The 7,510-nt window shown below is 75.1% G+C and carries 8 protein-coding genes; 5 read left to right on the plus strand and 3 right to left on the minus strand.

Features of this window, described 5'->3' with window-relative positions; genetic code table 11:
• The 4 genes from VF468_11485 to VF468_11500 all read left to right on the plus strand — a co-directional run.
• On the plus strand, positions 1 to 473 hold a 473-nt coding region (locus tag VF468_11485; GenBank protein ID HEX5878926.1), incomplete at its 5' end, for a glutathione-dependent formaldehyde dehydrogenase.
• Between the two features lie 31 nt (positions 474 to 504).
• Complete coding sequence (locus VF468_11490; GenBank protein HEX5878927.1) at positions 505 to 1,275, plus strand: sulfite exporter TauE/SafE family protein; 771 nt, start codon at positions 505 to 507, stop codon at positions 1,273 to 1,275.
• 11 nt (positions 1,276 to 1,286) lie between these two features.
• On the plus strand, positions 1,287 to 2,339 hold the full coding sequence (locus VF468_11495; GenBank protein HEX5878928.1) for a winged helix DNA-binding domain-containing protein: 1,053 nt from the start codon (positions 1,287 to 1,289) through the stop codon (positions 2,337 to 2,339).
• A gap of 114 nt (positions 2,340 to 2,453) precedes the next feature.
• Positions 2,454 to 3,506: a M23 family metallopeptidase gene (locus tag VF468_11500; protein HEX5878929.1), complete on the plus strand. Its 1,053-nt coding sequence runs from the start codon at positions 2,454 to 2,456 to the stop codon at positions 3,504 to 3,506.
• Positions 3,507 to 3,510: 4 nt separating this feature from the next.
• Here VF468_11500 and VF468_11505 read toward each other — a convergent pair whose 3' ends face one another.
• On the minus strand, positions 3,511 to 4,725 hold the full coding sequence (locus VF468_11505) for an adenylate/guanylate cyclase domain-containing protein (protein ID HEX5878930.1): 1,215 nt from the start codon (positions 4,723 to 4,725) through the stop codon (positions 3,511 to 3,513).
• 33 nt (positions 4,726 to 4,758) lie between these two features.
• On the minus strand, positions 4,759 to 5,877 hold the full coding sequence (locus VF468_11510) for a hypothetical protein (GenBank protein HEX5878931.1): 1,119 nt from the start codon (positions 5,875 to 5,877) through the stop codon (positions 4,759 to 4,761).
• 218 nt (positions 5,878 to 6,095) lie between these two features.
• Between VF468_11510 and VF468_11515 the strand changes: the two genes are divergently transcribed.
• Positions 6,096 to 6,866, plus strand: a complete 771-nt coding sequence (locus VF468_11515) for a poly-gamma-glutamate hydrolase family protein (GenBank protein HEX5878932.1) — start codon at positions 6,096 to 6,098, stop codon at positions 6,864 to 6,866.
• Here VF468_11515 and VF468_11520 read toward each other — a convergent pair.
• On the minus strand, positions 6,842 to 7,510 hold a 669-nt coding region (locus VF468_11520), incomplete at its 5' end, for a superoxide dismutase (GenBank protein HEX5878933.1). The two genes, VF468_11515 and VF468_11520, sit on opposite strands and share 25 nt — an antisense overlap.

Raw genomic sequence — 7,510 nt, forward strand, 5'->3', positions numbered from 1 at the left:
AGACCGTCCGCGACCTCACCGACGGCCGCGGCCCCGACGCGGTGATCGACGCCGTCGGCATGGAGGCCCACGGGTCGCCGGTCGGCAAGCTGGCCCACCAGATGGCCTCGCTGCTGCCCGACGCCCTTGCCGCCAAGATGATCGAGACGGCCGGCGTCGACCGCCTCAACGCCTTCCACCTGGCCATCGAGCTGGTCCGCCGGGGCGGGACGATCTCGCTGGCCGGCGTCTACGGCGGCATGGCCGACCCGCTACCCATGCTCACCCTGTTCGACAAGCAGCTCCAGCTCCGCATGGGCCAGGCCAACGTCCGCCGCTGGGTCGGCGACATCCTCCCCCTGCTCACCGACGACGACCCCCTCGGGGTCGACACCTTCGCCACCCACCACCTCCCCCTGGCCGACGCCCCCAGGGGCTACGAGATCTTCCAGAAGAAGCAGGACGGCGCCGTCAAGATCCTGCTGCAGCCGTGACCCGCCCGCCCGGGCCGTAGAATCCCGGGTGGTGCCCGGCGCGGACGTGGTCTTCCTCCTGGTCGCCGGGGTCCTCGCCGGAGTCGCCGGCTCGGTCGCCGGCCTGGCGTCGTTGGTGTCGTACCCGGCCCTGCTGGCGGTGGGGCTGCCGGCGCTGACCGCGAACGTGACCAACACGGTGGCGCTGGTGGGGTACACGGTCTCGGCGGCGGCGTTCTCGCGCCAGGAGCTGGCCGGCCAGGCGGGGCGGGTGCGCCGCCTGGCCCTGGTCACGGCCGTCGGCGGCGCCACCGGGGCGGCGCTGCTGCTGTCGACCCCGGCCGAGGTGTTCGAGCTGCTGGTGCCGCTGCTGATCGGCGGCGCCTCCCTGGTCCTGCTGCTCCAGCCGGGCATCAACCGGCTCGCCGGGGGCATGGTCGACGAGCGCGGCCTGGCCCTGCTGGCCGGCGTGTTCGCCGTCGGGGTGTACGCCGGCTACTTCGGGGCGGCGGCCGGGGTGGTGCTGCTGGCCCTGCTCACGGTGTCGGTGGCCGAGCCGCTGGCCCGGCTGGTGGCCGCCCGCAACGTCGCCCTGGGGCTGGCCAACGCCGTGGCCGCGATCGGCTTCGCCCTGTTCGGCCCCGTCCGCTGGGCGGCGGCGGCGCCGCTGGCGGTCGGGTTCCTGATCGGCGGCGGCCTCGGTCCCGGCCTGGTCCGCCGGCTGCCGGGCGGGCGCCTGCGGGTCGCGATCGCCCTGGCCGGGCTGGCCCTGGCCGTCAAGCTGGGGATCGACACCTTCGGCCAGGCCGGGACCGCCGGGTAGACTGCGGCCCCGTGACCGAGCGCGTGCTGTCCACCCGCGAGCTCAACCGGGCCCTGCTTGCCCGCCAGCTGCTCCTCGAGCGCTCCTCGCTGTCCCTTCCCGACGCCCTCGAGCAGGTCGCCGGTCTCCAGGCCCAGTACGCCCCGTCGCCGTACGTCGGCCTGTGGTCGCGGCTGCGCGACTTCCGCCGCGACGACCTCACCCGGGCGCTGGAGGACCGGCGGGCCGTCCAGGCGACCCTGCTCCGGGTCACCATCCACGTCGTCTCGGCCGCCGACTACCCGCCGTTCACCGAGGCGGTCCGGGGCGCCCGCCGCGAGTGGTGGGCCCGAGCGGCCCGCCGCGAGCTGGAGGGCGTCGACGTCGAGGCGGCCGCCGCCCTGGTCCGCGAGCGCCTCCAGGCCGGCCCGGCCCGCCAGGCCGAGCTGGCCCGGCTGCTCGCCGACCGGGGATACCCCAAGGCGGTGTGGACCGGGGTCGGGCTCTGGGTCGACATGGTCCGGGTCCCGCCGTCTGGCACCTGGGAGCGGCGCCGGGCCGACCTGTACGGCCTGGCCGACGACTGGCTCGGGCCGTGGCGGGTCGACGAGGCCGATGCGCTCGAGCACCTGGTCCGGCGCTACCTGGCCGGGTTCGGCCCGGCCTCCCTGGCCGACCTGGGCAGCTGGGCCGGGCTGTCCCTGACCCCGCTGCGGCCGGTGCTGGAGCAGGTCGGCACCCGCCGGTTCCGCGACGAGCAGGGCACCGAGCTGTTCGACCTGCCCGGCGCGCCCCTGCCCGAGGAGGGCACGCCGGCCCCGCCCCGCTTTCTGTCCAACTGGGACGCCAATCTGCTGGTGCACGCCCGGCGGGCCCAGGTCCTGCCCGACCGGCACCGGCCCCGCATCTTCCACGTCAGGGCCCCGCACTCGTTCCCGACCTTCCTGGTCGACGGGGCGGTGGCCGGGACCTGGCGCCACGAGCAGGGCGAGGTGCGGCTGGAGCCGTTCGAGCCGCTGGACCCCGTGACCCGCCGCGACCTCGAGGACGAGGCCGGACGCCTGGCCGCGTTCCACCAGGGGTAAGCCCCCCGGCGGCCGTCGATTTGTCCTGCCCGCTGGGCGTTAGTAAGCTGTCGCTCCCCCCAATATCGTCGCAGACCGCCATCCGTTCCCCCCAACGGAAGGACGTTGCACCCGATGCGCCGAATCGTCTTCGGCCTTGCCGTGCTTGCCGCGCTCGCGTCGCTGCTGACCGCCGTGCCCGCCCTCGGGGCGGCGCCGCTGGATGACGCCCGCCGCCGCGAGCGGGCCCTCAAGGCCGAGCTCCAGGCGGCAACGGCCGAGCTCCAGGCGGCCGAGGCCGCCCTCGCCCGGGCCGAGGACCAGCTGACCTACGACCGGGCCCAGCTCGAGGCGGCCGACAAGCAGCAGCGCGGGGCCAGGGCGGCCCTGGCCGGCCAGGCCGCGGCCATGTACCGCTCCGGCGGCCTGGCCATCGCCGACGCCCTCCTGGACCGCGACCCGGCGCTGGTCCCCGGCCGGGTCGAGATGGCCACCGTGCTGGTGACCCGCCAGGCCCAGCTGATCGAGGACGCCCAGGTGAGCGGGGACGCCTACCGGTCGGTGCTGGGCCGGGTCACCAAGGGCTACGAGCGGGCCAAGGCCCTGCGCGACCAGGCCCGGGCCGCCGTCGGGCGCCTGGAGGCGGGGCTGGAGGAGGCCCAGGCCCTCGAGGCCCGCCTGGTCCGGCTGGAGCAGCGCCGCAAGGCGGCCGCGGCGGCCGCCGCCGCCAAGGCCACCCCGGCCCCGGCGCCCGGCCCGCCCAGCGGTGGCGGCGGGAGCGTGAGCGCGTCCGGCCGGGCCTGCATCCTGGAGCGCCCCTACTCCTACGTCGACAGCTGGGGCGCGGCCCGCTCCGGCGGCCGCAGCCACCAGGGCACCGACGTGATGGCGCCCCACGGGGCCAGGGTGTTCGCCTTCGTCAACGGCGTGGTCAGCCGCGAGTCGAGCAGCGCCAACGGCGGCATCCAGCTGTACCTCCAGGGCGACAACGGCGTCGAGTACTTCTACGCCCACCTGTCCGGCTACGCCGTCTCCACCGGCACCCGGGTCCGGGCCGGTCAGCTGATCGCCTACAACGGCCAGACGGGCAACGCCCGCTACACCGCCCCCCACGTCCACTTCGAGGTCCACCCCGGCGGCGGCACCCCGGTCAACCCCTACCCGCACCTCAAGCCGGTCTGCGGCTGAGCGGTCAGGCCCGGCTGGCCTCCAGGACCCGGACCGGGGCCGAGAAGCCCTTGAGCTCGAGGTCGCCCAGCTCGGTGAAGCGGACGCCGTCGCCGGCCGTGGCCGCGGCCACCGGCGCGGTGACCAGGACCTGCCCGGCCCTGGCCTGGGCGGCGACCCGGGAGGCCAGGTTGACGGTGCGGCCGAAGTAGTCGCCGCCCTGGACGACCACCGGCCCGGCGGCCACGCCGACGTGGGCCGGGGGGAGGCCGGCCTCGGGGACCTGGCCGACCATGGCCAGGGCGGCGGAGACCGCGCCCGCCGGGTCGCGGAAGTGCAGCATCACCCCGTCGCCGAGCCACTTCACCGGGGTGCCGCCGCGGGCCCGCGCCGAGCGCTCGACCAGCCGGGCCAGGGTCTCGGCGAGCTCGGCGGCGGCCTGGTCGCCCCGCTCCTCGGTGAGCCGGGTGTAGCCGGTCAGGTCGAGGAAGCACATGGCCGGCATCCGCTCGGGCCGGACCAGAGCGCCGGCCTCCTCCAGCGCGACCTCGATGTTCTCCACCTGGTGCTCGGTCCAGCTCAGCTCCTGCTGGCGGCGGTAGATGCCCATCAGGGCCCGGTCGACCAGGGGCATGAACGGGGCGGCGAGCTCGGAGGCCAACTCCATGGCCTGGCGCTGCCCCAGCCCGGAGGCCAGCACCGGCTCCTCGAAGCGGGACCGGAACAGCTCGGTCTCGACCACGGCGGCCAGGCGCATGCCCTCGGCGTAGGCCCGGCCGGCCCGGGCCAGCCACGACCGGTCGAGGATCCCGCTGGAGATCCCGAGCTGCATGACCGGGACCACCTCGAGCTCGTCCTCGCGCATCTGCTCGTCCGGCGACGTCCAGGCGAACCCCATCGCCTCCAGCGTCTCCCGCAGCACGTCCAGGGGGACGCCGGTCTCCTCGCTGACCTGCCGGTAGGTCCGGCCCGAGGGCGCCGCCCAGCGGTGGTAGGGGGCGGCCTCCAGGAACGCGAACGACAGCCGGCCGGCCCGGATGGCGGCGGCGATCGCGTCCATGGGCAGCCCGGCCCGCTCGCAGGCCACGGCCAGGCGGATCTTGCCGAGGTCGATGGTCAGGAACGGGGCCGGCCCGTCGCGGGCGACCAGGATGCCGAGGCCGACCAGCCGGCCGATCTCGGCCTCGGCCACGCCGGCCCGCCCGGCCAGGTCGGCCTCGGTGAGCGGCTCCGCCTCCATATCCGCCATCCTACGGCGGCGCGGGGACGCCTCCTAGGAGACCATGGTCGGCCGGGCGTCGCGCCCGTCCCGCTGGTCGGGGGGCTGCTCGCGCGGCTGGTCGCGGAGGCGGAGGTCGAGGTCGAGGGCCTCGAGCAGGGCCTGGAGCTCGGTCGGCTGCCAGCCCCGGACGCCGGTGGCCCGCTCCACCACCTGGGCCACCCGGCGCAGGGTCCAGCGGTCGGAGGCGAACCCGTGGGCCCGCGGCGGCTGCTGGAGGGCGCATTTGACGGCGTAGAGCTCGTCGGAGGAGAGCCGGCCGCCGGGCAGGACCAGGTCGGGCCCGCCGAGGCGCCGGCCGTGGCCGCCGAGCCCGGCGTCGTCTCCGGCCGCCGGGTCGGGCACGGCCACGAGCACGGTCGCCGAGCGGACCTCGCGCCGGCTCCGGTCGTCGCGGTCCTCGCGGTCGCGGCGGTCCCGGGCCGGGCGGCGGCGCCGGCCGACCGGCGGCAGCCAGCGGGTGGTGAGCCACCCGAGGACGGCCCCGTACACCCAGTGACCGGCCATGCCACCGGCCGCGGTCAGCGGGGTCAGGGCGAAGAAGTGCTGCTGGGACTCGGGCCAGAAGTAGAGGAGGCCGACCAGGCCGAGGCAGATGGCCGAGCCGTAGGCGATGCCGAGGCGGACGCCGCGCCAGGGCAGCATGGCGAAGGCCACCCCCATGCCGCCGCCGTTGCCGAGGAACCGCCAGACATAGCCCCAGTACCACGGGGTGTCGGGGTCGTTCAGGGCGAGCTGCCCGATGCTGGGGATGGGATCGCCCCACAGCCCGGCGAACATCAGCCCGATCCGCAGGATGTCGTAGACGCCGGTGGCGATCATGCCGGCCACCAGGCCGATCAGGGCCCGCTTGCCCCAGGCCGGGTAGCGCAGGCCGAGCAGGGTCATCACCGCGTAGGCCGGGATCACGGCGTAGTGGAACCCGTAGGGCAGCGGCACCGCCCCGGTGAGCGCCACCCCCAGCGAGGTGATGGCCGCAAACCCGAAGGCCAGGTAGAAGACCCGCGGGAACAGCGACGGGTTGGAGAGCAGCACCCGGATGGCGGCCAGCAGCTTGGCGTCCTCGGCCGCGGCCCGCCGCGCCGTCCGGCTCAGCGGCCTGGCCGGGGCCACCGGCGCCTCCTCGCGGGGACCTGGCGGCCGCTGAGGCCGCCCTGGCGGTGGGCCGGACGGCCGGCGCTGCGCGTCCAAGCTGGTGACGGTCACGTTCGCTCCGCTCCTTCGCCGAGGCTGATCGTTCGCCTCACCGACGGAGAATCCACCAGGGCCGTCCCCGATTCCCACCGGCTGGCCGTTCCCATCGGGTCCGGATCGTCGTATGGTCGCGAGCGATGAACTTTGCCTCGAACACCGCACTCTACGCGAACCCCGACCTCGTGGAGGGGGTGGACTGGGCGCGGCGGTTCCGCCGCCACGAGCTGTTCGACGACAGCCTGGCCCGCACCGGCGAGGTTGCCCACACCGCGATCATCGCCCCGCACGGGGGCGGGATCGAGCCGGGCACGTCCGAGCTCTGCCTGGCCGTCGCCGGCTACCACCCGGCGACCCTTCCCCAGACGCCGCCCGCCGGGGTCACCTACGACTACTGGATGTTCGAGGGGCTGCGGGCGAGGGACAACGACAAGCTCCACGTCACCTCCACCGGGTGCGACGACGAGATCGCCCTCTCGCTGTGCGGGGGGGCGCTGCACGCGGTGGCCCTGCACGGCTTCCTCCCCGACCCCGGGGACGACACGGACGTGCTCGTCGGGGGCGCCACGGAGGGCGTCGACGAGTCTCTGCGGCAGTCCATGCTGGACGCGCTGAACGAGGCCGGGTTCAAGGCGGTCGACGCCAACGGGGACGGGGAGCTCGACGGCGACAGCGAGTGCAACATCGTCAACCGCACCCTGCTCAAGCGGGGCGTTCAGCTGGAGCTCAGCAAACCCCTGCGGGAGTCGATGTTCGGCGAGTTCAGCCGCTCGCGCCGCAAGCACACCACCAACCAGGTGTTCTGGACCTTCGTGGCGGTGTGCCGCGACGTGCTCGACCGGGTCGAGGCGGACCGGCTCGTCCCGCCTCTCTGCCAGCCGGAACCTCAGCCGACCTTGACGATGTCGTAGCGGGCGGGCTGCGGGTCGGTGGTGCCGAAGCGGGCGTTGACCGCGTACAGGCGGCCGGCCTGGAAGGCGATCGTGGTCGGAACGTCGAAGTCGGGGTCGGCGATGGTGGTCACCACCCGGCCCCGGTCGAGCGACCGGGACAGCACGACCACGGCGATCTGGTTGAGCCGGTTCTGGACCACGAACAGCACCCGCCCGGCCAGCAGCATGCCGTCGCCGTTGGCCAGGGTGGCCCCGCCGAGGTCGACCTCGCGGGCCTTGCCGGTGCGGGGGTTGATCCGCCACAGCTTGCCCAGGTTGGACTGGACCGCCAGCAGGACCTTGCCGTCCTTGGCGGCCACGATCCCGTTGAGGTTGGGGCCCGGCGTACCCGGTGGCGCGAGCTCGAAGTCGCCACCAAGGGGCAGGGTGCGGACCTCGTCGGCGTCGGGCAGGCCGCCGTGGCGGCCGAGGGGCAGGGCATACAGCTGGGCGGCCGACGAGTCGGTGAACCAGGCGGTCCTGGAGATCACGACCACGTCGTTGACGAAGGTGGCGGCGCCGGGGGTGGCGAGCTGGTAGCTGGCCAGGTCCTCGCCGGTCCTGGCGTCGTAGACGAATGCCTTGCCGGTGGCCCCGCCGGCCACGAACAGGCGGTTGCGCTT

The organism is Actinomycetota bacterium (genome assembly GCA_036280995.1).
Taxonomy (GTDB): Bacteria; Actinomycetota; CALGFH01; order CALGFH01; family CALGFH01; genus CALGFH01.